A 24,896-nucleotide genomic window follows, 5' to 3' on the forward strand; every position below is an offset into this window, starting at 1 on the left:
TGGCTCAGTCGGCTCTTTTGACGTTTTGCGTCTGAGAGCCCAGCTTGTCGATCCCGAGCCGCATGACCTCGCCCCCCTTCAGATAGACCGGCGGCTTCTGTCCCATGCCGACGCCAGGTGGCGTGCCGGTCGAAATGACGTCACCCGGCTGCAGGCTCATGAAACGGCTGCAATAACTGATGAGATGCGGAACCTTGTAGACCATCGTCGCCGTCGACCCGTTCTGGTAGCGATGACCATCGACCTCCAGCCACATTCCAAGCTGGTCGAAATCTCCGACTTCGTCCGGGGTCACGAGCCAGGGTCCCAACGGGCCGAATGTATCGCTGCCCTTGCCCTTGTCCCACGTCCCGGCCCGGTTCAGCTGGAAGTCGCGTTCCGAAACATCGTTGATCACGCAGAAACCGGCAACGTGCTGCAAGGCATCGGTTTCGTCGATGTACTTGCCGCTCTTGCCGATCACGACACCGAGTTCGACTTCCCAGTCGGTTTTTTCCGACCCACGCGGGATTTCAACGTCGTCGTCCGGTCCGACGATTGCCGACGTCCATTTGCCGAAAACCACGGGCTCAGGCGGAACCTCCAGGCCGGATTCGGCTGCATGGTCGGCGTAGTTCAGTCCGATACAGATGAACTTGCCAACGCTGCCGACGCACGGGCCGAGGCGCAGATCCTGCTGAGGCTGCCCCGCGACGAGCGGCAATTCCGACGGGTCAAGGGCTTGCAGTTTTGAAAGGGTGTCGGGCAGCAGCGCGCTGCCCGAGATATCATTTACTTGCGCGGAAAGATCCCTCACGCGCCCCTCGTCATCAAGCAATCCGGGCTTTTCTCCCCCAGCGGGGCCGTATCTCAAGAGTTTCATGAAACAGATCTTTCCTGTGCGCTCTCGATCCGCCGGCGAACCGGCGGATCGGATTGAATTGCTGCCAATCAGTCGTAAAGGACTGCGGCAATCTCCGGATCATCCATATTGGAAGCATCGTAATAGAAAAAGCCGGTATCGATGAGATTCGGTACTTCCTTGCCGTTTGCAGCGGCAACAGCAGCCTTGACGGTCTCATATCCGATGCCGACCGGGTTCTGTGTGATTGCACCCGCCATGACGCCGTTCTTGATCGCGTCCTTCTGGGCCTTGCCGGAATCGTATCCGATGATCACCAGATCGTCCTTGCCAAGTTCCTGCACACCGTTCACGACACCGATGGCAGACCCTTCATTGGTCCCGAAAATGCCTTTCAGATCCGGGTTGGCCGTCAGGATCGCCTTGGTTACTTCGGTGGACTTGAGGTGGTCGCCCTGTCCGTACTGGATCGTCACGATTTCAATGTCCGGATAATTCTCGTTCATGCGGTTCACGAAACCGTCGCGGCGATCAATGCCGGTGCGGCTGGTCTGATCGTGAGCCACAACGGCGACCTTGCCGGCACCGCCGATTTTCTCGGCCATCTTGTCGGCGGCCAGCGAAGCGGCTGCAACATTGTTGGTGGTTGCGGTTGCGACCGGAATGTCGCTGTCGACGCCGCTGTCAAAGGCAACGACCGGAATGCCAGCTTCCTGCGCCTGGCGCAGCAGCGGTATGGCGGCCTGGCTGTCAAGCGCTGCGAAACCGATGGCAACCGGCTTGTTGGCAAGGGCGGCAGACAGCATGTCGATCTGGCGATCCACCATGGTTTCGTTATCCGGTCCCTCGAACGTGATGCGCACGCCTTCCTCGTCCGCAGCCTTTTCCGCACCCAGTTTCACAGCCTGCCAGAACTGGTGCTGGAAACCCTTGGAGACGAGCGGAATGTACATTTCATCCGCTTGCACGGCGGCCGCCGGAAGGGACAATGCAACTGCGCTGATTGCGCCAATTACGAAACGACGTGAAAACATGAAAATTCCTCCTCTAAGACGTTTCACAGGCTTCTTCAAAATTCGGAACGTCAATCGTTCTCTTCTTGATATTCATTTGGTCTGACCACGCCGAACCATGTCGGCATAGACAGCCAGGATGATGATCGCGCCGGTCACAACCGTCTGCCATTCCTGGGCAACGGACAGAACGCGCAAACCATTGGTCAGGACCGCCATGATCAGTGCCCCGATCAGCGTTCCAATAATCGTGCCGCGGCCACCGGAGAGCGACGTTCCACCGATGACGACGGCGGCGATGGCTTCCAGTTCGTAGCCGAGACCGAGCGCAGGTTGTGCCGAATTCAGCCGCGAGGCGATCAGGATGCCGGCGATGCCGCAAATCCCCCCGGCAAGGGCATAGATCGCCATTTTCCAGGCGTCCGTGTTCACACCGGACAGGCGCACGGCCTCCTCGTTCGAGCCAAGCGCGAAGGTATAGCGTCCAAGCACGGTGCGACCGAGTATGTAGGAGGCGGCAATCGCAACAAGGAACAGGATCAGGACGCCGTTTGGAATGGGCAGCGCGGGGATAAGCTCACCAATCAGGGAGCCTCGGGAGATCTGGTCAAAACCCGGCGTGTCATTGAAATAGATCGGGCGTGTTCCCGAGATCACCAGCGACAGGCCCTTTAGGATCAGCATCATGCCGAGAGTGGCGATGAACGGCGGGATTTTCATCTTGGCGACGAATGTGCCGGAGCACAGTCCGCAAAACGCACCGGCACCGATGGCTGCAAGAACACCCAGGGGCAGCGGCATGCCCGCATACGTCAACACGACCCCGGCAATGACGGCGCAGAATGTCATCAGCGTTCCGAGCGAGAGGTCGATCCCGCCGGTGATGATAATGAGTGTCGCGGCAACGGCCAGAACACCATTGACGGATGTGGCCTGCAGGATCGCGATCATGTTCGACGTCTGCATGAAGTTCGGCGAAGCGATCGAAAAGGCGATCAGCAGCGCAATAAGAGATGCAAACGCCAGCAGTTTCTGGTGCGCTCCCGTATCGACCAGTCTCGAAAGCAGATTGACCGGCTTCGATTCCTCCACTGTTTTCACGGTGTCCCCCCCGTCGGTTGCATGGCCGCTTCACGCTGTGTCGCGAGCTGCATGATCTGTTCCTGCGTTGTGTCCTTGCCGCCCGGCAGAATGCCGGTGAGCCGTCCTTCGCACATGACCGCGATCCGGTGGCTGAGCCGCATGATTTCCGGGAGCTCGGACGAAATCACGATGACGGCCTTGCCGTCCGCCGCGAGACTCTCCAGGAGCTTGTAGATTTCCGATTTGGCACCGACATCGATGCCGCGCGTCGGCTCATCGAAAATCAGAATGTCGCAGTCCCTCAGCAGCCACTTTGCGATGACTGTCTTCTGCTGATTGCCGCCGGACAGGAGCCTGACTTCCTGCGTGTCGGAGGGCGTACGGATGCCGAGCTTGCGGATGTACTCCTGCGCGGTTTTTCGCATCGCGTCGTCATTCAGAACGCCACTGCGGCTGGTGAACTTTGCCATGGATGCGAGCGCGATGTTGTCCCGCACATTCATCCCGGTTGCGAGACCGAAATGCTTGCGGTCTTCGGAAAGATAGCCAATGCCGGCAGCAACCGCATCGTGCGGTGACGAGACAGTTATGTCCCTTCCGTGAACCCTTATGGTACCTGCGTCCTTCGGATCCGCGCCGAAGATGGCGCGCGCCACTTCCGTCCTGCCCGCACCCATCAGGCCGGCAAAGCCGAGGATCTCGCCCTTGCGAAGTGAAAAACCGACATCCCGGATTTCCTTGCCGCGCGTGAGCCCGGACACTTCCAGGGCAATTTCGGCGTCAGACAAGTCGGGGACATCGACCGGGTCTTCCTTGACTTCCCGCCCGACCATCATCGCGATGATCTTGGAAATCGGAGTGTCGGCGGCACCGACGGTCGCAACATATTCGCCATCGCGCATGACGGTGACACGGTCGGCAATCCGCTTCAGTTCGTCCATCTTGTGGCTGATATAGATAATGCCGACGCCTTCCGCCTTGAGGCGGTTGATGATTATGAAGAGTTCGGCGATTTCGGCATCGTTCAGGGCGGCGGTCGGTTCGTCCATGATCAGAACACGCGACTCGTAGGAAAGCGCCTTTGCGATCTCGACCATCTGCTGCTTGGCAATCGTCAAGCTGCCGACATTCGTCTTCGGCTCCAGACTGAGGTTCATCGACGCAAAGATTTCGGCTGCCTTCCGGTTCAGGGCAACCTCATCGAGCCGGCCGAAACTCTTGCGCGGTTCACGACCGATGAAAATGTTCTGTGCTGTGGTCAGGTCATTCATCAGGCTGAGTTCCTGGTGAATGATCCCGATCCCCATATCCTGTGCCGCGCGCGGAGAGTCGAAATCGACGCTCTGTCCGTCGATCAGCAATTCGCCCGCATCACGCCGGTAGATCCCTGCGAGGATCTTCATGAGCGTCGACTTGCCGGCACCGTTTTCGCCCATCAGCGCGTGAACTTCGCCGGGCTCCAGCTCGAATTGCACGTTCTTGAGCGCGTGCACGCCCGGAAAGCGCTTCTCGATGCCGGTCATTTTCACAATTGGTGCCACGTCTCCCCCCATGCCACGCTCAGATCGTCACGCCGCCATCGACCAGAAGGGCCTGACCGGTAACGAACTGGCTTTCATCGGACAGGAGATAGACGGCAAGGGGCGCGATATCCCCAACGACCGCCAGGCGTCCCATGGGCTGTCTGGCAATGAAGTCCTTTTCCGCCTGGACAGGGTCAGGAGCCGCATCGATCCTGCCACGCAAAGAAGGCGTGTCCACGGTCCCCGGACAGATCGCGTTACACCGCAAGCCCTGGGTGACAAAGTCGGCCGCAATCCCCTTGGTCAATCCAATGACCGCGGCTTTCGTAGCGCCATAGGCCGTGCGAAAGGGAAAGCCTTTAATCGAACTGGCCATTGAAGCCATGTTGACGATGGAAGCAGATCCTGTTGCGTCTGCCCGCCGCAGCATGCCCGGAAGGCAAGCGCGCGCGAGCCGCATCATCGAGGTCACGTTCAGATCCATGCTGAACGCCCAATCCTCGTCGGAAATGTCGAGCAGCGTTCCGTGATGCACGAACCCGGCCACGTTGAACAATCCGTCCAGATCCGGCAGATCACTTACCAACTGCGCAATCGCATCCTTGTCGGTGACATCAAGAACACGCGTTTCGATGCCGTCGAGACCGTCCAGAAGGGCTTCATTCTTGTCCGTTGCAATCACGTGCGCGCCCTCGGCAGCACAGGCAAGTGCGCTGGCACGCCCCATGCCCTGACCGGCAGCAGTCATCAGTATGGTTTTTCCCTGAAGTCGACTCACATGACCGCTCCTATTTGCCAGGGTACGAACTCCACGCCGCCGAACCCCAGTTCCTCGCTCTTTGTCTGTTCACCCGACGCAACACGGATCATGAGTTCAAACAGCTCTTCACCCTTGCGTTCGATGCTGATGCCCTCCGTGACGATGTCACCGCAGTTGAGATCCATGTCTTCGGACATGCGCCGGTACATGTCGGAATTGGTCGCGAGCTTGATGCAAGGCGTGGGCTTGTAGCCGGAAACGGATCCCCGGCCCGTCGTGAAGACGACAATGTTCGCACCTGAGGCAACCTGGCCGGTCACCGAACATGGGTCGAAACCGGGACTGTCCATGAACACGAAGCCCTTCCGGTCGATCTGCTCGGCGAACTCGTAAACGCCCGAAAGTGGCGCCGTCCCGCCCTTGGCGACCGCACCCAGCGATTTTTCCAGGATTGTCGTCAGGCCGCCGCGCTTGTTGCCGGGACTTGGATTGTTGTCCATCTCGCCGCCGTTGCGCGAAGTGTAGTCTTCCCACCAGCGGACGCGCTCCAGAAGCTTTTCGCCGACCGCTGCCGATGCCGCCCGGCTCGTCAGCAGGTGCTCAGCGCCATAGATCTCCGGCGTTTCAGACAATATGGTCGTGCCGCCATGGCGCACCAGCAGGTCGGAGGCGTATCCCAAAGCCGGATTGGCGGTGATGCCCGAATACCCATCGGACCCGCCGCACTGCATGCCGATGGTCAGATCACCTACAGGAGCAGGGCTGCGAACGGCTTTGTTGGCGATATCGGCAATGCCCTCAAGCTCGGCCAGCGCCTTTTCAATCGTCCTTCGGGTCCCGCCCTCCTGCTGGATCGTCATGTATCTGAGGGCACCGTCGGAGCGGATCGGACGGCCGCCGACGAGATCGGACACCTGCATAACCTCACACCCAAGGCCAATCAGTAGAATTCCCGCAAAATTCGGATGCTGCGCATAGCCCGACAGCGTCCGGAAAAGAGCGGCATATCCTTCGTTGACCCCGGACATGCCGCATCCGGTGCCATGGACAATCGGAACGACGCCATCGACATTGGGGAACCGGTCCAAAAGCCCTGTCTTTTCCGCCGCTTCCGCAACAAAACGGGCAACGGAACCCGAGCAGTTTACCGAGGTGAGAACGCCGATGTAGTTGCGGGTTCCAGTCCTGCCGTCCGCACGCCTGTAGCCTTGAAATGTTCTTTCGTGATCGATGGGAGCCAGCGGCGTGTTCTGGGAGGCAAACTCATGGTTCTGGAGACTGTGGTCTTCCATTCCAAGATTGTGTGAGTGCACATGTTCGCCGGGCTTTATGTCCGACTTTGCCTGCCCGATGACCTGCCCGTAGCGAAGCACATTCGCATTTTTGGGAATGGGCGCACAGGCAATCTTGTGGCCTGCCTGCACCGGCGCGGACAATGCGCCTTCAATGCCGTCAAGCTCGGTCCCGGCGGCAAGGGTGCGCAAGGCGACCACAACATTGTCGTCAGCCCTGAGCTTGATGAACCCGCTTCCGGTCATTCTGCCTCTCTCCCGTTCCCCTGTCAGAGCTGAAACTCTGATCGCCTCCACTTTTGGGAAGTGCTGTTGTATCTACGAACTAGCTTGACTTGCCTACTATGTCAACTAACATGTTAGTCAGCCGGGAGCTAATATGACGAATACCGATATCGACGCGACAACACTCCAGGATATCAACGCCTTCGACGGATCGCTGGCGCAACGCGTCTACCTTGCCCTTCAGGAAGCGATCCTGTCGCTGCATTTTCTGCCCGGCGAGGTCGTGCGCAAGGGACCGATCTGCGAAAGGCTCGGCGTCTCAAGGTCTCCGGTGTCGGAGGCAATCGCGCGTCTTGCCAACGAGGGGCTGGTCGATGTCATCCCGCAATCCGGCACACGCGTGGCTTACTTCTCAATGGAAGACATTCGTGAGGGCACGTTTCTGCGCCAGGCACTTGAACTTGCCAGCGTTGCGAAGGTCGCCGAAGACTGTACCGAGGACCAGCTCACGCAAATCAACAGGAACATGCGCCTGCAGGCCCTCTTGGTCGAAGACGGCGACTTTCCGGGATTTTACCAGGCAGACGAAGAGTTCCATGCCCTCTTGATGCTGTTCACCGGTTTCCCGCGTCTGAAAACGGTTGCTCGCTTGGTCTCGCTTCAGGTGACACGTGCACGAATGTTGCTGCTGCCGACACCGGGCCGTGCAACAGAGACCCTGGAAGAACACCAGGCCATTCACGATGCCATCCGCGCCCGGGATCCGGAGGCCGCGCAACGCGCGATGAAGCACCATCTCGGGCAATTGATGCCGCGCATTGAAGCGCTCGCACAAAAACGACCCGAACTTTTCCACTCTCGCTAGGTCAGATACCCATGAAGGTCACCGACACCACATTATTGAACGCCCGCACCAGTCAGCCAGTGCCGTTGACCCGAATGGGATTTGGGGGTGCTCCCCTCGGAAACCTCTATCACAAGGTTTCCGAAGAAGACGCGCAGGCTGCGCTCCAGGCGGCCTATGACGCCGGCATCCGTTACTTCGACACGGCCCCGCAATATGGCCTTGGGCGCTCTGAAGGAAGATTTGGCGTGGCGCTGAAACGTTTCGGCCGGGGCAATGTTCAGCTCTCAACCAAGATCGGCCGTCTTCTGCTGGATTGCGAACCGGATGAGGTGACCCCGGAGGCGTTTGTCGACGTGCCGCAAAAACGCATCGTCTTCGACTATACCTATGATGGTGTGATGCGCAGCTACGAAGCCAGCCGTGAACGGCTTGATGTTGCCAATGCCGACATCCTGCTCGTTCACGACGTCTGCGTTTTTTCGCAAGGATCGCAGGAAAAGAGTGATGCCAAGGTGAAGGAGTTGTTCGACGGCGGCGGCTACCGCGCCCTGTGCGAACTGAAGGAGGCCGGCGACGTCGCAGCCATCGGTGCGGGTGTCAACGAATGGCAGGTCTGCGAAAAGCTTCTTGGGCTTGGCGACTTTGACGGTTTTCTGCTGGCCGGCCGCTATACCCTGCTGGAGCAAGAGGCATTGGAAAGCTTTCTCCCGCTCTGCGAAAAGCGCGACGTCGGCATCATTCTGGGTGGTCCGTACAATTCCGGCATTCTGGCCACGGGTCCGATCCCGGGCGCCAAATACAATTATGACGATGCACCACCGGAAATTCTGGAGCGGGTCAAAAAGATCGAAGCTGTCTGCAAAGCGCATGACACCCCGCTGATCGCAGCAGCGCTTCAGTTTGTGTTCGGGCACCCGAGTGTCAAAACCGTCATTCCGGGAGCTGTCGACGCCGCGCAGGTCAATGCAAACGTCAAGGTTCTTGAAACACCTGTCCCCGCCGCGCTCTGGTCAGACCTTAGAAGCGAAGGTCTGATCCGTCCGGATGCGCCGCTTCCAAAGGAGGACAGTGATGCTGCGTAACATTGACCCGATCCTGTCGCCCGAACTGCTTTACGCCCTGAGGGCCATGGGACATGGCGACGAGATCGTCATTTCGGATGCCAATTTTCCGGGCGAAAGCCTCGGACCCGATTGTGTGCGCGCGGACGGCTCAACGGCAAGCGACATGCTCCGGGCAATCCTTTCGGTGATGCCGCTGGACAGCTTTGTACCCGACCCGGCCCAGACAATGCAGGTGGTTGGCGATCCGGACAAAATCCCCGAAGCGGTCGCTGATTTTCAGAAAATCATCGACCAGACCGCCGATCACCCGGCGAAGATCAGCACTTTGGAGCGGTTTGCCTTTTATGAACGCGCGGCAGGCGCGTTTGCGATCGTGCAGACCGGAGAACGGCGCCTATATGGCAACATCATCCTGAAAAAGGGAGTGATCGGGTGATGCGGATCGACGCGCACCAGCATTTCTGGGACCTTGCCCGCGGCGATTACCACTGGCTCACGCCCGAGCTGGAAACGATCTACCGCAATTTTCTTCCCGGCGATCTGACCCCGCATCTGGATAGGCATGCGATTGACGGCACCGTTCTGGTGCAGGCAGCACCAACGGTCGCCGAAACCCGCTTCATGCTGTCGATTGCAGACGACAGTCCCGAAGTCCTTGGTGTCGTCGGCTGGGTCGATTTCGAGAGCGCTGATGCGCCCGGCACCATCGCAGAGTTGGCTGAGCACCCTTCCCTCGTCGGTTTGCGGCCGATGATCCAGGACATTGAAGACGACGACTGGATGCTGCGGGACGATCTCGGGCCGGCCTTCAAGGCCTTGATCGCCGGTGGGTTGACCTTCGACGCCCTGACGCTGCCGCACCACCTGGACAACCTGAAGACCTTGCTGGACCGGTATCCGGAGATGCGGGTCGTGATCGATCACGGCTCCAAACCCCTGATCAGGGATGGCCACATCGACGCCTGGGCCGCGGACATGTCTGACCTTGCAAAAGACAGCAACGCCTTTTGCAAGCTCTCCGGTCTCGTCACCGAAGCACACGAGGACTGGTCGCTTCCGCACCTGCAGCCCTATGTCGACCACCTCCTGTCCACCTTCGGACCCGACCGGCTGATCTGGGGCAGCGACTGGCCCGTCTGCCTGCTGGCAAGCAGTTACGAGCGATGGGTGGAGACGACCGACAGACTACTTGACGGTCTGAGCCCGGACGATCGCAGCAAGGTTCTGGGGTTGAACGCTCTGAAGGCTTATGGGCTGGGGGGTGGACCCGCGGCCTAAGCCTTTCAATAAACACAAGGCCGGCGTCACGATGGTAACGTCGGCCTTGCCAAATCTTGATCGATTTGTATCGCCTGGCTCTCCGCTTGGAACGACAAGACGGATCCTAAAATCAGGATGCTCCTTATTCTTCCCGGAACGCCCTCGACATACTGTCGGTAATCGGCTTGGTGAGGTATTCCATGAAGGTTCTTTCTTCCGTCTGGATCAGCACCTCCGCCGGCATTCCAGGCGTCAGATTGAAATTCTGTACGCGTCCGAGTTCTGCCTGTGAAACGTCAATTCGCGTCACATAAGCTTCGCGGACCATACCCGCGCTGTTATCTGTGATCGAGTCAGCAGAAATGTAATTTACAGATCCGTGTAAAACGGGTGTTGTACGTTGATTCAAAGCACTCAACCGGATTGTAGCGGACTGGCCAACATGAACGCTATCGATATCGGTGCGTGAAACCAGCGCCTCAATAATCAGCGGAGCGTCGGAGGGAAGTATCTCTGCAATTGTCTTGCCGCTCTCGATAACACCACCGGGCGTGTGATAGTGGAGACGCACGATCGTTCCTGACACCGGTGCTTGTATCACCGCACGTTCCAGAACGTTGCGGGCCTTGCGTGACTGCTCTTTAGCCGCATCCAGTTCGGCTTCAATGGTCTGCAGGTCATCAAGAACCTTTTCCGAATATGCCGCATGGGTCTGTTTCACCTGCTCATTGTGCTGCAGGATTTGGGCTTGAGCTTCGTCCATCGAAGCCGTCAGCCGACCAATTTGTCCCTCAGCTTCTGCGATCGCTCTTTCAAGTGCGTTGATGGTCGGCTTGAGAACAAGTCCCTTGTCGTAAAGGCTTTTCTTCCCCTCGTGCTCTTCCTTGAGCAGAACCAGTTGTCTTTCCATCGATTTACGCTGCTCGTAGTACCCGTCCCGACGGTGTTTAAGCGCTTCAATCGTACTTTCGAGAATGCTCACATCGCTCATCAGCTTGTTGCGCGAACTTACGAAGTTCAATTTCTGTCCCGCAACAATTGTCGCAATCTCCGAATCGCCGTCGTTTTCACTAAGACTCTTGGGAAACTCAACTTGTTTCAGCCCAAGATACTCTGCGCGGAGCCTGGCGTTGATTGCCTCAAGGCGCGCCAGTTTGAGCCACAGCTGCCTCTCGTTTGCCGAGGCAACCGTCTCGTCGAGCAAAAGGATCGGCTGACCTTGTTCAACCCAAGCGCCCTCCGTGACCAGAATGCTCTTTACGATGCCGCCTTCATAGTGCTGGACTTGTTTGTTCTGGCCGGTGGCAACAAAGGTACCACTGGAAATCACGGCAGCCGCCAGAGGCGCGGTGAAGGACCAGGCCGCGAATCCTCCGATGCAGAATACCAGCAAGAACACACCAATAAATGTATGCCAGCGGATTGAGCGTGGAACCGTCGAATACCAATCGACATGTTCATAATTTGCAACCGCATTACTCATGTTCATCTCCCAAAACTCTTTTCCAAGAAGGGCGCACTCGGCGGGCTTGTTCTATGCCTCAATCGGGCGCCGTCTTCTCGGTGAACTACCTGCTTCCGGTCAGGCCGGTTGCGGAACCGCCCCTTGTTTCCTGCGCTCCGCAAGCTTTTGAAGAACTTCGTTTCGTATGCCGAACATTCCAATCGTTCCCTCGTTAAGAAGGAGGATTTTGTCGACACACTTCAAAAGAGCCGGTTTTTGCGTAATTGCCACAACGGTTATGCCGTTCTCCTTTGCGTGGGCCATAGCGCGCGCAAGAGCTTCATCCCCATTTGTGTCCAGGTTTGAGTTGGGTTCGTCCAAGACGACAAACTTCGGGTTACCGAAAAACGCCCTTGCGAGCGCGATCCGCTGCTTTTGACCTCCGGACAACGGCGCACCGTCAGCAGCAACGACGGTTTCATAGCCGTGCGGCAAATCGGAAATCATTTCATGAACGTCGGCAAGACAGGCGGCCTCGTAGATCTGCTCATCAGAGGCGTCTTCCCGCATCCGGCCGATATTCTGCTTGATCGTACCTGGGAAGAGCTGCACATCCTGCGGCAGATAACCGATGTTTTCACCGAGTTGGCGCTGATTCCAGTTACGCAGATCCATTAGATCGAGACGAACGGAACCCGACGTCGGCAGGATTGAACCGACCAGCATTTTGCCAAGCGTCGATTTGCCTGCGCCGGAGTTCCCGATGATCGCGAGCGAGTCACCTGCTTTGAGCGAGAAACCTACCGAATTGAGAACAACTCTCTTGGTGCCCTGCGGCACATAAAGAAGTCGCTCAACATCGAGCCTGCCCTTGGGTTTCGGCAGCACAAGGCGCTCACTGTTGAGAGGCGAAGACTTCAACAGTTGCGAAATCCGGCCATATGAGTTCTTTGAAAGCAGATACTGGTTCCAGCCTTCAATGGCCCCTTCGATAGGTGCCAGAGCCCGACCGCCGATGATGGAAGCGGCGATCACCATCCCACCGGTCAATTCGCCCTGAATAGCAAGAAAAGATCCCCAGCCGAGCATGGCAACCTGGGTGAGCAGCCGAATGCCCTTGGTGATTGACGCTGAAACAATGTTCCGATCCTGTGCGCTCACCTGCGACTTCAAAGACGTAGCCGTATCCTTGCCCCAGATATGCACGGCTTCCGGAATCATCGCCAACGCATTGATGATCTGCGAGTTCCTGGCCATCGCATCCAGATGAAGGTTGGCCTTGCTCTGGTTCTGGTTTGCCTCGCCGAAATGTTTCGCGGTGAGCTTCTGGTTAATGACGGCGATCACGAGAAGGACGACACAGGTTCCGGCGACAATCATGCCCAGATGCGGGTGAATGAGATAGATCGCAATCAAGAACAGAGGCGCGAACGGACCGTCCAGAAACGACATCATCGTTCCTGAGACCAGAAACGAACGCAGCTGCTGAAGATCGGTCAGGATCTGATATTCCTTGCCGTTGCTGTGTAGCGATGCTCTCGCAGCCGCGGCGAGGATAGGCGATCCCAATTGCGACGCCAGTTCAACTGCTGTCCGCATCAAGATAAAGCGTCGGATCGCGTCAAAAGCCGCCTGGAGGACAACCGCGCCGACAATAACCACAGTCAGCATGATCAGGGTGTCCAGGGAGCGACTCGTCAAAACACGGTCCGAAATCTGGAACAGATAGACTGGAATGGACAAGACCAGCACATTGATCACGCATGAAAAAACCATGACAATGAACAGGTTACGCCTGACGGCGGACACGCCGTTGTCGAGCGCCTTGGAAAAATCGAGCGGAATGGTCCGCTGATGAAACTTCGGAGGTTCTGACCCGCTGCCGCCGTCTGTCGATGGCTCCCGCCGGGCGGGTTTTGCAGCGATTGTAGAACCGTATTGCGAGGCAGTCGCCGTCGCGGAGACGCCAGCGAGCCTGGGGTCGCCCCACTTTTTGTCGGGCGTAATCAGCTCAGGTTCGACAGCACGGCCGTCTCCCGGCCGCTCCGTAGTGCCATGGGAATTGCTCATTTTCGTGCACCTTCTAAGCGACCATTGTGGCCATTGGGTCCACAGACACTTCGTCTGGAACCTGATTCAAGCTCACAGTTTCTAGTTCGTTATCTGATTGACTGAGCATGCCGTCCGCGAGGAAAACCACTGCTTCGGAAGCAAGGTCCGAAGAACCAGCTTCTGCAAAACTGGTGTCGTCGGTAATAAACTCCGCCTGATAAAGCAGCGCTTCGGAGTATTCTTCCCCGCCGACCTTGATGGTCGTTTCGACACCGACTTCCTCGATCACCGCCCCGTTGTAAAGCAGATTGGAATCGCCGTTGATCTGGGTGTCCTCACTGGTCATGTCTACGCCGAACGTCGCGATGGAATCGCTGTCGCCGAGAACATTCACCTGCTCAAGATAGCTTATGTCGTAAACACTGCCGGCAACGTACAGCACGTTGACTTCATCGTAGATGGTGGTCGAGCTGCCATAGAGCGCCGCCATCAAATCGTCACCCAATTCACCTTCGGCAGCACCCGAAATCTCGCTTGTCAGACCGGTTCCCAGGCTTTCGACGTCAGCGTTGTAATTGGAGTAGATATACGCCTCGTTCCAAAGGAGATTGTCGATCTCGCCTTCAGTACCGGCTTCGCCTCCAGCCGCTGTACCGTAGTGCACCATCTCATCGAAGTTCACCAGGACGTTGGTCTGGTTGATCACGTTTGCAGTGTAATAGTTACCACCGATAATGATGAGATCGTAGAAGGAAGAAAATTCAAAGAAAGTTGCCGAGTTCGCGAGCAAATTGTCGCCGGAGATCAGGGTAGTACCCGAATTGTCTTCCTGGTAGATGATCGTGTCATTGTCGACGATGTAATTGATCTGCTGCAGCCAATTCACGAACGTCATGTCGCCTTCGTGATAAGTGATCCGCCAACTCGCCTCGTTCGGAGCGTTGGCGACATCCATCGGAAGCGCTGTGTCTTCCTCGATAATGGACGCAATGTTGTAGCTGCTGACGAGCGGATCCCCAGCCAGGTTCATGTGGGGAGACGTCGTTGATTGAAGCTTGACGTTTACCTGACTGATCAGGTCGAGATCGTAGTAGTCGCCGGCAACAGCAACCACGCCGGCTTTCCCCCAAATGTCCCTGAGAACAGCCTGATTGGTCAGCGTGTTGCCGCCGGCAGACACATCGAGCGACGTCTTGCTGTCGTTGAATTCAATCAGTTGGGCTGACTCGCCGGAGACATATGTTGGAGGAGCTTCAGCCGCCGCTGAAGAAAATTCCGTTTGGGCCTCGTCGTCGTCCTCATCTTCGTCTTCCGCTTCGTCCTCCTCTTCCTCATAGCCCTTGAGCAGCTTCAACACAGTGTCAAACTCGGGCGCTTCCTCGTTGATCACGCCATTGACGTAAATCTCCTGTGTGTCTTCGCCGACGGCAATGACCTGTTCGCCTGGAAGCGGATCTCTGTCGGGGTCACCCGCAGCCTCCGCCATGCTCTCAGCACTCGCCGCCCATGCCGTGACAACGTCAGCAAGGTCATCCGTTTTTCCGGGAGTATCCGGAACCCCGAAGGTGTGCAGAATGCCGTTTGCGATCAGACCATCGTAGAGCACGTCGACAGCAGGCACTGCTCCGGAGAACTGGTACTCCATGCCAGTGTTCGACAAGTAGTCATTGTCTTCCAGATGGTTGATCGACATGCTCAGGATCAGATACTGGTTGGGCAGGACCGGCAGGTTGATGATGACATACTCGAACTCGCCGAAAATCAGCGGTCTCATCAGATAACCCAGCGGGGCATCGGGAAAATCCATGCTCGCGCGGAAGTCGATTTCATCCCATTCCGGGAATGTCATCCGGGCGGGGATATCGTCCAGAAGATACGGTGTGGAATACTCGTAGTGAATGTCCGGATCCAGGTCCGGCAAATTGTAACCGACACTGACATTGACCACCGGCGCTTCCGCGTCAGAGGTTTCTTCGGCTTGCTCTTCGCGTTGGGCGGCCTTGAATTTCAGGTAGTCTAGCCGCGCCCGCGCTTCTTCAATGGATAGGTAAAAGCTTCCGACAAAATGAGAAATAGATTGGCGTGTAAGGTCATCATAAATAAACATGCCAGACCCCAATACTGAACATATATGGAACTCGCCAAAACGGCGAAAGTGCTAACAGGAGGTCGCATTTTCGGCGCGCGGGGCTTGAAACGTCCGCTCCGCGCGCCTTGTCTGTCAAACCGGAAAACGGCCCGGTTTGAGTAACTCAGGCGTTAATGGGCTTAACTACCCACCAGGTCTTCGCCGGTGGAGAAGCTTTCGCTGCCACCGCCAACAACCGTCATTTCGACAGTGTTGAACAGAACGTTTTCGCCCTGAACCAGCTTGTTAGTGAAGGCAGAGGTGTCGTTGGAAGCCGAAGCTTCTGCTGTTGAAAGGCCTTCGACAAGCGCATCGTCACCAGCTTTGATAGTGGCAGAACCGTTACCGAGGTTTTCGATTTCCAGGTTACCGTCAAAGTCAGTATGCATGCCGTGCGAGTGACCGTAGTACCAGCTGCCGTGGCCGTAAGCCCACGCGTCGTGGCTGATGTCTTCGGTAACGTCACGACCACCAGATGCGATACCGTCATCGGCAACAGCGTCTCCACCTCTGGCGTTCAGATTTTGCGTGAAGTTGTTGCTGTTCGTGGCGGTTGTATTGTATGCGTCGTCGTTATCGGACAACTGGTTGGTGTTAGTGATCACCGCACCGGCGTCGTTGCCTGCACCATTGAGCGCATCATTGAGAATTTCCTCAATGGTGACGTCATCACCCGGATTGTAGTCGATATCGCCATCGACGCTTACGAGCATTTCGTCTACGGAGGCTTTGTCCTTCATATCAATGTCAATGACATCGTCATCGTCGTAGACAAAGCCCTTATCAAAGTTCACATCGACGTCGTTGACGTTCCTGTTGTTATTGCCAATGTCAGAGTCGAAATCAGAATAGTTGTAATGTGATCCACGTCTGCTCATAACTATATTCCTTTTTGACCAGCGGTGTGCCTATCGCATGGCAGGCAAACAAACCGCATAATGTTCTAATGCAAGGCACTCGGAACATGGGACTAACCCGTCCTGCGCCTTGAAATGACTTATGCGTCGTCTTCACCAACGCTGTCGGTGTAGAGGCTGCCACCAACGATCGTCATGTCGACACCGTTGTTCAGGATGTTTGCACCCTGGACCAGCTCGTTGGTGAACGCGTCGGTCATGTTGCTGGCGTTGGACGCTGCAAGCACGTCACCGATGACAGTTGCGTCATCGCCGGCATCAACGGTCAGGCGGTTGCCACCGAAGGCAATGCCATCGTCAGCATTGGAATAGCCACCGTGAGACTTCAGGTCCTGATGGAACCAACCATCGTTATCAACATAGGTATCCGACGCAACGTCGTTGTCTTCCAGCTGGTTGGTGTTGGTCACCACAACGCCGGTGTCATTGCCTTTGCCGTTCAGAGCTTCGTTCAGAAGGTCTTCGACGGTGACGTCATCGCCCGGGTTGTAGCTGATGTCGCCGGCACCGACGAGCATTTCGTCAACGTGGGCATTGTCCTTCATGTCAAGGTCAAATGCGTCGTTGTCTGTCGGACCACCTTCTTCGCCAAAATTAATGTTTACGGTCGGCGTGAAAGTGTTTTCGTTGTCGACGTCATCGTTGTCCTTGATTTTCTGCGTCGTGTCATCGTCGGACCAACGATAATCAATGTTCCACTTGTAATGATCAGAATAATCATAGTTGTACTCGCGGGAATAGTCGCGCGAATAGTCGTAGTGATCCGACCAATCGTAGTAGTACGCGTCTATGTCCAGCTCATCTTTATGCCAAACAAATTCTACCATAACTCTGTCCTCAAATTAGGACAGCTCGTCAATTCGTCTTCTATCGAATTGCATGGAGCCGTCAGGTCTTTTGAAGCGTTTCCGCTTCGGCTCTAAATGGAAATGGACGAAGTCCATCGTTCACTTCAAACAATCTTCGTTGCCTGAAGCGCCATTTACTTTTTAGCGGGATGGTGTGATCTATTCTTTGTATTATCTAAGCACAGCTTTAGTTAGGTCTACGCCCAATCCGCTATCCAATACAATGACAGAAGGTGAGTTTTAAAGAAGCCGGAAATGTTAACTAAACCTTAACCAATTAAATTTCTGCGAAAGGTCTAGATATCGAAAATTTGAACAGATGGAAAAAAGCTATGTTTTTCGGCACTTTGGTGTACAATCGCTATGCAACTATATCGAATTATTAGTATTACTCTAGGTAGGTTTGATATATATATCGTTTCAGGACAGCCGCTACGTATAATTATTCCGTTTTGGCTAAGTTTTTTAAAAATATAGATATTTTTTTGACCTAAAGGAAAAATCGGAGACCCTATACGCGGAAAAATACGCCGCAACCCGATACAACCCAGACTGAAAAACAGGATTGTAAAGAGACAGCGGCGACAGTGACGGGCGTCACTTACCTTACGGAAGGAATGCATACATTATCAATGAAACCTGTGTTAAGTTCAGACAGGGGTCGGCAATAATTACGAGAACAAAAATATAAAATTTTAATAAAACCTGCTCCTTGGAGGTGACAGACATGAGCAGCAGAGAATTTCAGAATAAAGGTTCAATTTATTATATTGGTGTATCTGAAAAATTCCCGAAGGAGCTCGAAGACTGTGTCGATCGGGAATTGGACGATGCCGAATTCATCCGCCTCGGCAGCAAAGAGGATCTGACCAATGCCGAGCGGAAGGCCGAGTACAGCAAGCGCCTGTTTCTGATCGACGAGCATTTCGGCGCCGAGCAGAACGAAGCCATCGCATGTTTGCGCCGGCACTACCCGGAAGCGAATTTCTGCATACTTATCAACGACGATCTGGCCTTTCCGAAGATAATTCGCGATTATTTCGAGAATGGTCTGATCAAAAGCGTCCTGCCGATGAATCTGCGGGTGGACCTCTGGCTTGGGGCTATCCGCCTGATGCTGAGCGGCGGAGACTATCTGCCGGCCGACGTGATCAAGTACATGCATTCGGACAAGGCAGCTGGTACCCTTGCTATGACGGCTAAGCAATTTCAGCCTGCCCAGGCGACGAAGAAATTCAACAAGCTTACCAAGCGCGAGACCCAGGTGCTTCACCTGATTTCAGAAGGGCACCAGAACAAGAACATCGCGCAGCAGCTTTCGCTGTCCGAGCATACCATCAAGCTTCACATACACCACATCATCTCGAAGCTTGGTGTTTCCAACCGCACGGAGGCGGCAGCAATCTACCTGCAGTCCGATCAGAGCACGCCCATGCTGGGGATGTAGCTATGAAAAACAACGGCCAGTCCGGGACCAAAAGCGAGTTTCAGACCTTTCTGAACCTCGTTGGCAACCTGAACTACACGTGGACGAATACGGAAAGTCTTCTGATCCACATGATTGCCGGGCTGGCCCGCGTCAACAAGGATGTCGCCACCGTCATTTTTCTAACGCTGAACACGTCCCGAGCCAGGATTGATCTGGTTGAGCGTCTCGCAAAGATGGAGGGCACGGACGATGCCCTCAAGAAGGATGTTCTCAAACTTACCAAGGCAATGCACAGCACGTTGAAACTGAAAAACAAATACAATCATTGCATTTATTCTTTCGACAACGAGGGACAGAACGCGTCAACGATTCTCATGCGCATCAACGATCACAAGGACGCCATCGAATATGGAAAGTCCAGCCCGATCAACAGTCGCGAGATCTCGCTGGTGAAGGAAACAATTCTGAAGACTCAGGCCGTCAACAAAGACCTCTGGACTTTTTTTAGGCGGCAAAATTTTCCAATCTGAAGTCGATTTGCGGAGTGTGTTTCCGCGGACTTCGCATGGAAAGTCAGACAAGGACAAAAAGGGCCGGCTTCGGGGAACCGAAAGCCGGCCTTTGCGACTTGGAAAAGGAGGGTACAGGCTACCTGATCTTTGCCGCAATGCTTTTGGTCTTGCAGTAGCTGATAAGCCCTTCAAGACCCTTTTCCCGGCCGAAGCCCGACTTCTTGTTGCCGCCGAAGGGCACCTCGATACCACCCGCGAAATATTCATTTATGTAGATCTGACCCGCGTCGATCTTGCGGGCGAGCTGATGGGCTTTGGCAAAGTTCGAGGTGTAGATGCCGGCGACCAGACCGTACTGGCAGTCATTTGCAAGTTCGAGTGCGTGATCAGCATCATCGGCCACCTGCACGGTCAAGACCGGCCCGAAGATCTCTTCCTGGGCGAGTTCGTCACCGGCTGCGACATCATTGACGATGGTTGGCTCAAAGAACCAGCCGCGCCCACGCCCCGGATCCCGGGTGATCGCCCCGCCAGCAACCACATCGGCGCCGCGTGTTCTGGCCCGGTCCAGGAAGCCGCCAATCTTGGCAAGATGTTCGGCGGAGTTGACCGGACCCACATCCGGATTGTCCAATCCGTGGCCGAGTTTCAATCCCTTCGTGCGCTCCACAAGTTCAGCGAGGAATTCCTCGTGAATGCTCTTTTCGATCACCAGCCGCGACCCGGCGGAACAGATCTGGCCCGCGTTTTCATAGATCGCACCGAGAACACCGGAAAGGGCCTGTTCCTTGTCGCAATCACCGAGCACGACCACAGGAGATTTGCCGCCGAGTTCTAGCACCACGCGCGTAATATCCTCTGCAGCGGCCTTCATCACTGCGCGTCCGGTCTGGACCGAGCCTGTGAAGGTGATGTGGTCGACCCCGCTATGGCTCGTCAGCGGAGCCCCGGTTTCAAGGCCCGTCCCGGTCACGACATTGCAGACACCGGCCGGGAGCCCCGCCTTATAGAGAAGGTCCGCCAGCAACAGAGCGGTGAAAGGTGTCTGTTCCGCCGGCTTTGCAACGACCGTACAACCGGCGGCCAGCGCCGGTGCAAACCCCCGCGCGGCCGTGGAGATCGGGAAATTCCAGGGAATGATATGAGCCGTCACCCCGACAGGTTCGTGGATCGTATAGCCGATGTAATCCGGACCGAGTGGGAAGCTGTCTCCCTGCAGCTTGTCACAGGCGCCAGCGTAATACTCGAATGTGCGGGCAGCCCCGCGCACGTCGCCCATTGCCTCCTGCAAAGGCTTGCCGCTGTCCAGCGTTTCAACCACGGCCAGAAGGTCAAGATTTTCCAGGATCAGTGCGGAGGCCTGCTGCAGGATCCGGGACCGTACCACCGGTGCCATGTCGCGCCAGACGTTTTCAAATGCCTGACGGGAGGATGCCGCGGCCTGGTCGATATCGTCCCGTGTTCCGGCGGTAAACCGCGCGAAGGCTTCCCCTCTTCCCGGGTCGAAACTTTCCATGGTTCGGTTATGAGATGGCTGCGTGAAGGCACCGTCGATGAAATGACCAATCGGCAACGCTTCCAGCGTGCCGGTACCGCGGTATTCGGCGATCAGGTCGCTCGCTTCGCTCATGTCAGTGCTCCAGGGAACTGATCTTGTAGGATGATTTCGCCAGCCATTCGGGATTGATCTCGACCCCCCAGCCTGGGGCATCGGTCACCGTCGCATGACCGTCGGTGATGTCGTAAGGCGAGGAGACGTAAAGATCATACTGCCAGGGATAGTAGTCTTCCTGCTCAATGGAGAATTCCAGGTATTTGCCGGCATTCGGGATTGCGCACAGCAAATGCATGGTGAAGAGCGTGACCAGTGACAGATTGGCGGCATGCGGCGTGCACGGGATGCCGGCCTCGTGCGCCATCTGCGCAACCTGCATGCTCCGCAGCATACCTCCGAGATAACAGACATCCGGTTGGATGATATCGATGACGCGCTCATCGATCATGCGTTTCCAGTCAACAAGCGAACAGTCCTGCTCGCCGCCGGTGACGTCTATGTCAAGCGCATCGGTCACCTGCTTGGTCTGGTCGTAATGCCAGTAAGGGCAAGGCTCTTCATAGTGGGATATGCCATTGTCCTGCAAAAAGTGTCCGATCTCGATCGCCTTGCGTGGCGAGTAGCAGGAATTTGCATCTACCAGCAGGGCGGTTTCATCGCCGAAGGCCTTGCGCATCGTCGGCACGATTTCTTCGGTGCGCCCCGGCCATTCGTCCTTGTCGCGCCCGCATTCGGCGCCGATCCGGAACTTGAAGGCCGTGAAGCCGAAGTCATCTTGTTGTCTCTTCAGCCGGTCGGCCTCGTCCTGCGGTGTGATGTCCCGTTTCATCGAAGAGCCGTAAGCGCGCACCCGGCCCGGAGTACCACCAAGAAGCGCGCAGACCGGCTTGCCTTCCAGCTTGCCCCTGAGGTCAAAGAGCGCGGTGTCCAGCCCGCCCATGGCCCGGCGCAAATAAGACCCTGGGAACTTGTGCTCCCGGTCCGGAATGATGTCCATCAGGTGCGCCACATCAAGTACGTCTTCGCCCAGTGCATAGGGCGCGACCTGGCGATGCACCACTTCGGCGGTAATGTCCGCAAAATAAGGGGCCACCTGGCCCCACCCGGTCGCGCCGCTATCCGCGGTCACCCGAACGAAGCAGACGAATTCATCTGTAAACGTTTCTATGGATTGTATTTTCATGTCGTCTAATGTCCTTATGGCGGGGTCTCCGCCAGGCGGAATTTTGGCTCTTAAACGCAAAGCTACTCATAATTGGACTTGATATAAGGTCCGTTTTGCTGAAACTCTCATACCAATTGGGAGGCGTCATGAAACGGCATGCCGGCGCGGTTCTGTCTTCAATCAAGATCGACAAGACCGCAGAAAAGAAAATTTCGATCCAGCTCTATATGGCGTTGCGCGATCTTCTTCTGACCGGCGCGCTGACCCCCGGCGACAGGTTGCCGGCGACACGCACTCTGGCGCAGGAAATCGGCGTTTCACGCACCACCGTGATCGACGCCATCGAGCGGCTGATTTCGGAAGGCCTGCTGGAAGCCCGGGTCGGGTCGGGCACTTTCGTCAGCGAGGCGCTGAACGCGCGCCTTGCCCCAAAACCATCCCACGCGGCGAACAATGTCGTTGCGGTCGTCCCACGGCTGTCACATGCGTCAAAACATGCCATCCCCGATTTCGCGCCGCGTTCGCGCCTGCCGCACAAGTCCCAGGCATTTGTGACCGCGCTGCCCGCCCTTGATGCCTTCCCGATGGCGCAATGGGCCAAGCTGTCCGCCCGGCACTGGCGCAAAGACAGGGACCACATTGCAGGTTACGGCGAACCCTTTGGATATTCGGGACTCAGAAACGCCATCGCGCGGCAGCTGAACGCATCGCGCGGCATCAAGTGTTCACCCGAGCAGATATTCGTAACAAACGGCGCCCAGCGCGCTTTTTCTCTTGTCGGTGGCATGCTGGTTAATCCGGGCGAACCGATCTGGTTTGAAAATCCCGGAGCAATCGGCGCCCGCAACGCCTTCATCGCAATCGGAGCCGTCCCGGTTCCTGTCGAGGTGGACGATCACGGTCTTTGTATCGAAGACGGCCTGTCCAAGGCACCTCACTTCCGTCTGGCTTTCGTGACGCCGTCGCATCAGCAACCGCTTGGACATGTGATGAGCCTGTCCCGCCGCCTCGCTCTGTTGAAAGCGGCGAACGATGCCGACGCAATGATCGTTGAAGATGACTACGACGGTGAATTCTACTACGGCGACCAGCCACCACCGACGCTGAAAAGCATCGACACCCACGGCCGTGTAATTTACGTCGGCACCTTCTCAAAGTCCCTTTTTCCAGCGCTCAGACTCGGTTTTGCTTTGGTCCCCGAAGCCCTCGTGGAGAGCTTCGAGCGCGTCTGCGAAACCTGGCTGGCGGGCGTTCCGACCGTCACCCAGGCAATTGTTGCCGAATTCATGGACGAAGGCATGTTCGCCACACACATCCGCACCATGCGTCAGCTCTACAAGGAGCGCCACGACACGCTTATGGAAGAAGCCAAGCGGCTGGCCGGGCAGATAGATCTGCAACCGACCAGCAGCGGGTTCCATGCAGTTGGTCTGGTGCCCGCACATATTGACGAAGACAGGATTGTTGCCAAGGCGGCGGAAGAGGGCATTACCACGGTATCGCTTTCCCGCTATGCGCTCAGTCCGATTAAACAGCGCGGCATTGTGCTTGGATTCGGCAGCACCACACCGGATGAAATCCGAAAAGGTGTCGACATACTGGAAAAAATTCTGCCAGATTGCCATAGTGGCCGCTTGTCGGCCTGAGCAATTGGACTGCTAAATTATCTGCAATGGCTATATTTCACAGGCCAATTCACTCATAGGCTCAAATTTGGTTTTTCTGCGTGTGTTCGAGGAGGAAGTCATGCATTTCAAAACAACCGTAGCCGGCCTTTTGGCGGCGACAATGCTCGCCGGAGCCGGAGCCGCACAAGCGGAAACTCTGCGTCTCTTGACCTGGGGATCCTATGCTCCGGAAGATCTCATCGAAAAGTTTGAAAAAGAATATCCGGATATCGAGGTCGAAGTCACGTTCTCGAACAACGAGGAAATGATCGCAAAGCTGCGCGCAACCGGTGGTGCCGGTTTCGATCTTGCGCAGCCTAGCCACGACCGGATCTACGCCGCGCAGCTCGAGTATGACATCTACAAGCCGCTGGATCTGTCGAAGATCGACACCTCCGTCATGGAAGCCAAACTGCTTGACGGCGTGAAGGCCAACACCACCATCGAAGGTGAGGTCTATGCCGTACCGCACCAGTGGGGCACATCCGGTCTGATGGCCGACAAGACAAAGGCGCCGAACCTGAAAAGCTGGGCCGATCTTTGTAACCCGGAATACCAGGGCAAGACGTCCATGCGCCTGAAGCGCACGATCCTGCTCGGCACAGCGTTCTCGATGGGCGAAGACCCCTTTGCAGCCTATTCCGACCTTGAAAAATATCAGGGCATTCTGGACAAGGTCGCGGACAAGCTGATTGAGTGCAAGGCCAACATCAAGGCCTATTGGAACAGCGGTGACGACCTGTCGGCCATGATGTTGTCGGGCGAAATCGTCGGCTCCGAAACCTGGGACTCCACGGCCTATAAACTCTTCGACCAGAACGAAAACATTGTCTTCGTTCCGCCGAAAGAAGGAGCGCTTGCCTGGATCGACACGTTTGCTCTTCCGCGCAAGGGCAAGGCCGACGATGCCGCTTACAAGTGGATCAATTTCGTGCTGCGTCCCGAGAACGTGACTGCAATGTCCTCAAGCACAGGCGCGATTGCCGCCGTCAAGGGCGGTCAGGATCTGCTGCCGGAAGATAAGAAGGCTGCCGTGAATGCTGCGTTCACACCCGAGGACATCGACAATCTGAAATTCTTTGCCAACATTCCTCCCGGTGTTGAGGACATGGAAGGCAGGACCCTCGAAAAAATCAAGGCTGCGACCGGCGGCTGATTGATGACGGGCCGGGTCTCCCGGCCCTGAACAAAAAGAGTAAGAACGCTTAAAATATGGGGGATGCCGCGGAAACCCGGTATCCCCCCAACTTTCTGACCTTCCAGTTGGCGTG

The 24,896-nt window shown here is 56.3% G+C and carries 21 protein-coding genes; 8 read left to right on the forward strand and 13 right to left on the reverse strand.

Features of this window, described 5'->3' with window-relative positions:
• Positions 1 to 4 precede the first annotated feature (4 nt).
• The 6 genes from RBB47_RS24065 to RBB47_RS24090 form a co-directional block, all read right to left on the reverse strand.
• Positions 5 to 862 (reverse strand): fumarylacetoacetate hydrolase family protein, encoded by an 858-nt coding sequence (locus RBB47_RS24065; protein WP_305988453.1) that lies wholly within the window; start codon positions 860 to 862, stop codon positions 5 to 7.
• 68 nt (positions 863 to 930) lie between these two features.
• On the reverse strand, positions 931 to 1,875 hold the full coding sequence (locus tag RBB47_RS24070; RefSeq protein WP_305988454.1) for an ABC transporter substrate-binding protein: 945 nt from the start codon (positions 1,873 to 1,875) through the stop codon (positions 931 to 933).
• A gap of 72 nt (positions 1,876 to 1,947) precedes the next feature.
• Complete coding sequence (locus RBB47_RS24075; RefSeq protein WP_371932845.1) at positions 1,948 to 2,955, reverse strand: ABC transporter permease; 1,008 nt, start codon at positions 2,953 to 2,955, stop codon at positions 1,948 to 1,950.
• The gene (locus RBB47_RS24080) at positions 2,952 to 4,490 is read right to left on the reverse strand and encodes a sugar ABC transporter ATP-binding protein (RefSeq protein WP_371932846.1); all 1,539 of its coding nucleotides are present in this window, start codon (positions 4,488 to 4,490) and stop codon (positions 2,952 to 2,954) included. Before RBB47_RS24080 ends, RBB47_RS24075 begins: the two co-directional genes overlap by 4 nt.
• A gap of 7 nt (positions 4,491 to 4,497) precedes the next feature.
• A complete protein-coding gene (locus RBB47_RS24085) occupies positions 4,498 to 5,208 on the reverse strand; it encodes an SDR family oxidoreductase (protein WP_305988508.1) in 711 nt (236 codons plus the stop codon).
• Positions 5,209 to 5,234: 26 nt separating this feature from the next.
• Positions 5,235 to 6,758: a UxaA family hydrolase gene (locus RBB47_RS24090; protein ID WP_305988455.1), complete on the reverse strand. Its 1,524-nt coding sequence runs from the start codon at positions 6,756 to 6,758 to the stop codon at positions 5,235 to 5,237.
• Positions 6,759 to 6,891: 133 nt separating this feature from the next.
• On the opposite strand from RBB47_RS24090, the gene RBB47_RS24095 reads away from it, so the two are divergent.
• From RBB47_RS24095 to RBB47_RS24110, 4 genes are read left to right on the forward strand one after another with little or no spacing between them, the layout of a single operon-like run.
• On the forward strand, positions 6,892 to 7,602 hold the full coding sequence (locus tag RBB47_RS24095) for a GntR family transcriptional regulator (protein WP_305988456.1): 711 nt from the start codon (positions 6,892 to 6,894) through the stop codon (positions 7,600 to 7,602).
• Positions 7,603 to 7,613: 11 nt separating this feature from the next.
• Entirely contained in the window at positions 7,614 to 8,666 is a 1,053-nt protein-coding gene (locus RBB47_RS24100) for an aldo/keto reductase (protein WP_305988457.1), read from the forward strand.
• Positions 8,656 to 9,084, forward strand: a complete 429-nt coding sequence (locus RBB47_RS24105; RefSeq protein WP_305988458.1) for an RbsD/FucU family protein — start codon at positions 8,656 to 8,658, stop codon at positions 9,082 to 9,084. The genes RBB47_RS24100 and RBB47_RS24105 overlap by 11 nt, the downstream gene beginning before the upstream one ends.
• A complete protein-coding gene (locus RBB47_RS24110) occupies positions 9,084 to 9,926 on the forward strand; it encodes an amidohydrolase (RefSeq protein ID WP_305988509.1) in 843 nt (280 codons plus the stop codon). Before RBB47_RS24105 ends, RBB47_RS24110 begins: the two co-directional genes overlap by 1 nt.
• Positions 9,927 to 10,050: 124 nt before the next feature.
• Here RBB47_RS24110 and RBB47_RS24115 read toward each other — a convergent pair whose 3' ends face one another.
• The 5 genes from RBB47_RS24115 to RBB47_RS24135 all read right to left on the reverse strand — a co-directional run bounded on the left by RBB47_RS24115 (position 10,051) and on the right by RBB47_RS24135 (position 17,276).
• Positions 10,051 to 11,391, reverse strand: a complete 1,341-nt coding sequence (locus tag RBB47_RS24115; RefSeq protein WP_305988459.1) for an HlyD family type I secretion periplasmic adaptor subunit — start codon at positions 11,389 to 11,391, stop codon at positions 10,051 to 10,053.
• A gap of 99 nt (positions 11,392 to 11,490) precedes the next feature.
• Positions 11,491 to 13,422 (reverse strand): type I secretion system permease/ATPase, encoded by a 1,932-nt coding sequence (locus tag RBB47_RS24120; RefSeq protein ID WP_305988460.1) that lies wholly within the window; start codon positions 13,420 to 13,422, stop codon positions 11,491 to 11,493.
• 13 nt (positions 13,423 to 13,435) lie between these two features.
• Positions 13,436 to 15,511, reverse strand: coding sequence for a hypothetical protein (locus RBB47_RS24125; RefSeq protein ID WP_305988461.1), 2,076 nt, complete (start codon positions 15,509 to 15,511; stop codon positions 13,436 to 13,438).
• Positions 15,512 to 15,672: 161 nt separating this feature from the next.
• Positions 15,673 to 16,410 carry a hypothetical protein gene (locus tag RBB47_RS24130; RefSeq protein ID WP_305988462.1) on the reverse strand — a complete coding sequence of 246 codons (738 nt, stop codon included), beginning with the start codon at positions 16,408 to 16,410 and terminating at the stop codon, positions 15,673 to 15,675.
• Positions 16,411 to 16,529: 119 nt separating this feature from the next.
• Complete coding sequence (locus tag RBB47_RS24135; protein ID WP_305988463.1) at positions 16,530 to 17,276, reverse strand: hypothetical protein; 747 nt, start codon at positions 17,274 to 17,276, stop codon at positions 16,530 to 16,532.
• A 748-nt stretch (positions 17,277 to 18,024) separates the two neighbouring features.
• On the opposite strand from RBB47_RS24135, the gene RBB47_RS24140 reads away from it, so the two are divergent.
• Together RBB47_RS24140 and RBB47_RS24145 are read left to right on the forward strand one after the other, a co-directional pair.
• Entirely contained in the window at positions 18,025 to 18,744 is a 720-nt protein-coding gene (locus RBB47_RS24140) for a response regulator transcription factor (RefSeq protein ID WP_305988464.1), read from the forward strand.
• Positions 18,745 to 18,746: 2 nt separating this feature from the next.
• Positions 18,747 to 19,256 (forward strand): hypothetical protein, encoded by a 510-nt coding sequence (locus RBB47_RS24145; RefSeq protein ID WP_305988465.1) that lies wholly within the window; start codon positions 18,747 to 18,749, stop codon positions 19,254 to 19,256.
• 118 nt (positions 19,257 to 19,374) lie between these two features.
• Here RBB47_RS24145 and RBB47_RS24150 read toward each other — a convergent pair whose 3' ends face one another.
• The gene (locus tag RBB47_RS24150) at positions 19,375 to 20,868 is read right to left on the reverse strand and encodes an aldehyde dehydrogenase family protein (protein WP_305988466.1); all 1,494 of its coding nucleotides are present in this window, start codon (positions 20,866 to 20,868) and stop codon (positions 19,375 to 19,377) included.
• Position 20,869: 1 nt separating this feature from the next.
• Positions 20,870 to 21,976: a mandelate racemase/muconate lactonizing enzyme family protein gene (locus RBB47_RS24155; RefSeq protein ID WP_305988467.1), complete on the reverse strand. Its 1,107-nt coding sequence runs from the start codon at positions 21,974 to 21,976 to the stop codon at positions 20,870 to 20,872.
• Between the two features lie 128 nt (positions 21,977 to 22,104).
• Between RBB47_RS24155 and RBB47_RS24160 the strand changes: the two genes are divergently transcribed.
• Together RBB47_RS24160 and RBB47_RS24165 are read left to right on the forward strand one after the other, a co-directional pair.
• Positions 22,105 to 23,604, forward strand: a complete 1,500-nt coding sequence (locus tag RBB47_RS24160; protein WP_305988468.1) for a PLP-dependent aminotransferase family protein — start codon at positions 22,105 to 22,107, stop codon at positions 23,602 to 23,604.
• Positions 23,605 to 23,704: 100 nt separating this feature from the next.
• Positions 23,705 to 24,781, forward strand: coding sequence for an extracellular solute-binding protein (locus tag RBB47_RS24165; protein WP_305988469.1), 1,077 nt, complete (start codon positions 23,705 to 23,707; stop codon positions 24,779 to 24,781).
• Positions 24,782 to 24,896: the final 115 nt, after the last annotated feature.

It is taken from the genome of Roseibium sp. MMSF_3544, assembly GCF_030732845.1.
In the GTDB taxonomy this organism is placed as follows: Bacteria; Pseudomonadota; Alphaproteobacteria; order Rhizobiales; family Stappiaceae; genus Roseibium.

Coding starts and splice junctions, on each gene's coding strand:
- RBB47_RS24065 (WP_305988453.1), bottom strand. CDS start 862: ATGAAACTCTTGAGATACGGCCCCGCTGGGGGAGAAAAGCCCGGATTG.
- RBB47_RS24070 (WP_305988454.1), bottom strand. CDS start 1,875: ATGTTTTCACGTCGTTTCGTAATTGGCGCAATCAGCGCAGTTGCATTG.
- RBB47_RS24080 (WP_371932846.1), bottom strand. CDS start 4,490: ATGGGGGGAGACGTGGCACCAATTGTGAAAATGACCGGCATCGAGAAG.
- RBB47_RS24085 (WP_305988508.1), bottom strand. CDS start 5,208: ATGACTGCTGCCGGTCAGGGCATGGGGCGTGCCAGCGCACTTGCCTGT.
- RBB47_RS24090 (WP_305988455.1), bottom strand. CDS start 6,758: ATGACCGGAAGCGGGTTCATCAAGCTCAGGGCTGACGACAATGTTGTG.
- RBB47_RS24095 (WP_305988456.1), top strand. CDS start 6,892: ATGACGAATACCGATATCGACGCGACAACACTCCAGGATATCAACGCC.
- RBB47_RS24100 (WP_305988457.1), top strand. CDS start 7,614: ATGAAGGTCACCGACACCACATTATTGAACGCCCGCACCAGTCAGCCA.
- RBB47_RS24105 (WP_305988458.1), top strand. CDS start 8,656: ATGCTGCGTAACATTGACCCGATCCTGTCGCCCGAACTGCTTTACGCC.
- RBB47_RS24110 (WP_305988509.1), top strand. CDS start 9,084: ATGCGGATCGACGCGCACCAGCATTTCTGGGACCTTGCCCGCGGCGAT.
- RBB47_RS24115 (WP_305988459.1), bottom strand. CDS start 11,391: ATGAGTAATGCGGTTGCAAATTATGAACATGTCGATTGGTATTCGACG.
- RBB47_RS24120 (WP_305988460.1), bottom strand. CDS start 13,422: ATGAGCAATTCCCATGGCACTACGGAGCGGCCGGGAGACGGCCGTGCT.
- RBB47_RS24125 (WP_305988461.1), bottom strand. CDS start 15,511: ATGTTTATTTATGATGACCTTACACGCCAATCTATTTCTCATTTTGTC.
- RBB47_RS24130 (WP_305988462.1), bottom strand. CDS start 16,410: ATGAGCAGACGTGGATCACATTACAACTATTCTGATTTCGACTCTGAC.
- RBB47_RS24135 (WP_305988463.1), bottom strand. CDS start 17,276: ATGGTAGAATTTGTTTGGCATAAAGATGAGCTGGACATAGACGCGTAC.
- RBB47_RS24140 (WP_305988464.1), top strand. CDS start 18,025: ATGAGCAGCAGAGAATTTCAGAATAAAGGTTCAATTTATTATATTGGT.
- RBB47_RS24145 (WP_305988465.1), top strand. CDS start 18,747: ATGAAAAACAACGGCCAGTCCGGGACCAAAAGCGAGTTTCAGACCTTT.
- RBB47_RS24150 (WP_305988466.1), bottom strand. CDS start 20,868: ATGAGCGAAGCGAGCGACCTGATCGCCGAATACCGCGGTACCGGCACG.
- RBB47_RS24155 (WP_305988467.1), bottom strand. CDS start 21,976: ATGAAAATACAATCCATAGAAACGTTTACAGATGAATTCGTCTGCTTC.
- RBB47_RS24160 (WP_305988468.1), top strand. CDS start 22,105: ATGAAACGGCATGCCGGCGCGGTTCTGTCTTCAATCAAGATCGACAAG.
- RBB47_RS24165 (WP_305988469.1), top strand. CDS start 23,705: ATGCATTTCAAAACAACCGTAGCCGGCCTTTTGGCGGCGACAATGCTC.